Annotated in this window: 1 protein-coding gene; it reads left to right on the top strand. The window is 36.3% G+C overall.

Going from position 1 to position 2553, the window contains the following annotated elements; translation table 11 throughout:
• Nucleotides 1-580 precede the first annotated feature (580 nt).
• Nucleotides 581-2476 (top strand): molecular chaperone HtpG, encoded by a 1896-nt coding sequence (htpG, locus tag MW688_RS10680; RefSeq protein ID WP_486735964.1) that lies wholly within the window; start codon nucleotides 581-583, stop codon nucleotides 2474-2476.
• Nucleotides 2477-2553: the final 77 nt, after the last annotated feature.

A 2553-nucleotide genomic window follows, 5' to 3' on the forward strand; every position in this document is an offset into this window, starting at 1 on the left:
AAGCACTATTAGATTTTACTTCTATCTCTGATTTAACTAATTGGTTGGATACTAATCCATAATTTATCAGGCTATTAGCGTAAACTGGGACAAAATACTGATAAAAATTCGCTCAATCCTGCGAATTTTCAAACCCTTGCTAGATAATCTGTCCCGTCTTAAGTAGATAGCCAAAGGTTAGGTATAAGTTTGTAGTTTTTATTAGTTGAGATAAATTTATTGTGTTACACAATGTTGTCATAATAATTGCTTATATTTTAATTGTATTTACTTTAGAAATGCGCTAAATATAAAAAATGCTAGATTTGACGAAGATTTCAGAAGCATTTTAGAAGAAATATAAAGTTATAGGTCTAGAAAAACATATTACTATTTACCTATATAATATTTAAATGAAATTAATATTAGCTTGAGTAATCTCAAGGGATTCTCTAAATAATACTGAGATTTTGCACCAATCGATAAAGAGATTCATACGGAAAACCGAATAACAAAAGGTGTGTTATCTGTGATTTGATAGGAGGTTGAGATAAGAGAAAATCATAATGTAAGTGTAAAATAAAGTGTTTAAAAAAATAAGATGACTGTATTAGAAAAAGGTAACATCACGATTCATACAGAGAATATCTTTCCGATTATTAAAAAATCTCTGTATACAGATCATGAAATTTTTCTCAGAGAATTGATATCAAATAGTGTAGATGCGATCGCCAAAGCAAAAATGGCATCTTATTCGGGAGACGTTTCCCAAGAATTACCAGATCCAGAAATCAACATTAAGATAGACAAAGAAAATAAAACTATCTCCGTGTCAGACAATGGAATTGGCATGACAGCAGAGGAGATCAAAAAATATATCAACCAAGTCGCCTTCTCTAGCGCTGAAGAATTTATTAGTAAGTATAAACAGGATGCCAATGAGTTAATTGGACATTTTGGTTTAGGGTTTTACTCAAGCTTTATGGTAGCCAAACAAGTAGAGATTGATACCCTATCTTATCTCAAGGATGCTCAAGCTGTACACTGGTCCTGTGATGGATCTCCTGAGTTTCAACTCACTGAATCTGAACGTACTACCCCTGGCACAACCATTACCCTCACTCTCCTCGATGACGAGGTAGAATATTTAGAAACTGCCCGTATTAAGCAGTTAATTAAGACCTATTGTGATTTTATGTCAGTACCCATTAAACTAGATGGGGAAGTAATTAATAAGCAAAAAGCGCCTTGGAAAGAATCAACATCTAATCTCAACGACGAAGATTATTTAGAATTCTATCGCTACCTTCATCCTTTCCAAGAAGACCCAATTTTATGGGTACATCTTAATACTGATTATCCCTTTTTACTCAATGGTATACTCTACTTCCCCAAACTACGAGGCGATGTAGACATTACCAAAGGTCAAATCAAATTATTTTGTAATCAAGTCTTTGTTAGCGATCATTGTGAGGAGATTATCCCAGAATTTCTCATGCCTTTGCGAGGTGTGATAGATAGTCCTGATATTCCTCTAAATGTATCCCGTAGTTCCTTAACTAATCATCGCACAGTACGGAGAATAGCTGACTTTATCGCCAAAAAAATAGGCGATCGCCTCAACTCTCTCTACAAAGAAGACTATCAAGCCTACGTCAAAGGTTGGCAGGATTTGGGGACTTTTGTCAAATATGGTTCTCTCAAAGAGGAGAAGTTCAAAAAACAGGTAGAAGACATTATTATCTACCGCAGTACCTATAAACCCGAGGATGCAGAGGCAGATAGTCAAGACCACTATACAACTTTACAAGACTATTTAGACCGCAACCGCGAAAAACATGAAAATCGCGTTTTCTACTGTACTGAAGCTGACACCCAAGCTACTTATGTAGAACTATACAAAAAACAAGGTATAGAAGTCCTCTTCCTAGATTCTTTCATTGATGCTAATTACTTTATACCCTTCTTAGAACAGGAATACAAAGACGTCAAATTCTCTCGGGTAGATTCTGAGTTAGATAACACTCTCTTAGAAAAAGATGAAGCCAGTGAATTAGTAGATCCCAACAGTAATAAAACTCGTTCTGAGGTGATTAAAGACTTATTTGAAAAAGCCTTGAATAAACCCAAAGTTAACATCAAAACTCAAGCTTTGAAATCTGATGACTCTACTCCTCCCGCTATGGTATTACTTCCAGAAGCCATGCGTCGTATGCAGGAGATGAGCGCCTTGATGCAGCAGCAATCTATGACTTTCCCAGAAGATCATGTATTGGTAATTAATACCTCTCATCCTCTGATTGACAACATATATCAACTCAGCAAAGGCACAATTATCCAAGGAAGTGGAGAATCTCCCACAGGCGCTGTGGTAGATTTGATGTGTCAACATGTCTATGATTTAGCTTTAATGGCACAAAAAGCCTTTGATGCCGATGGAGTTAAAAATTTCTTAGAACGTTCTAATAAGGTGTTAACTCAGTTAACTAAGCAGTAATTACTGATTCTTTTCCCCTGGGTATGGGCGCAAGCCGGGATATGGGCGCAAGCCGGGATATGGGCGCAAGCCGGAAT

Source organism: Johannesbaptistia floridana, assembly GCF_057440575.1.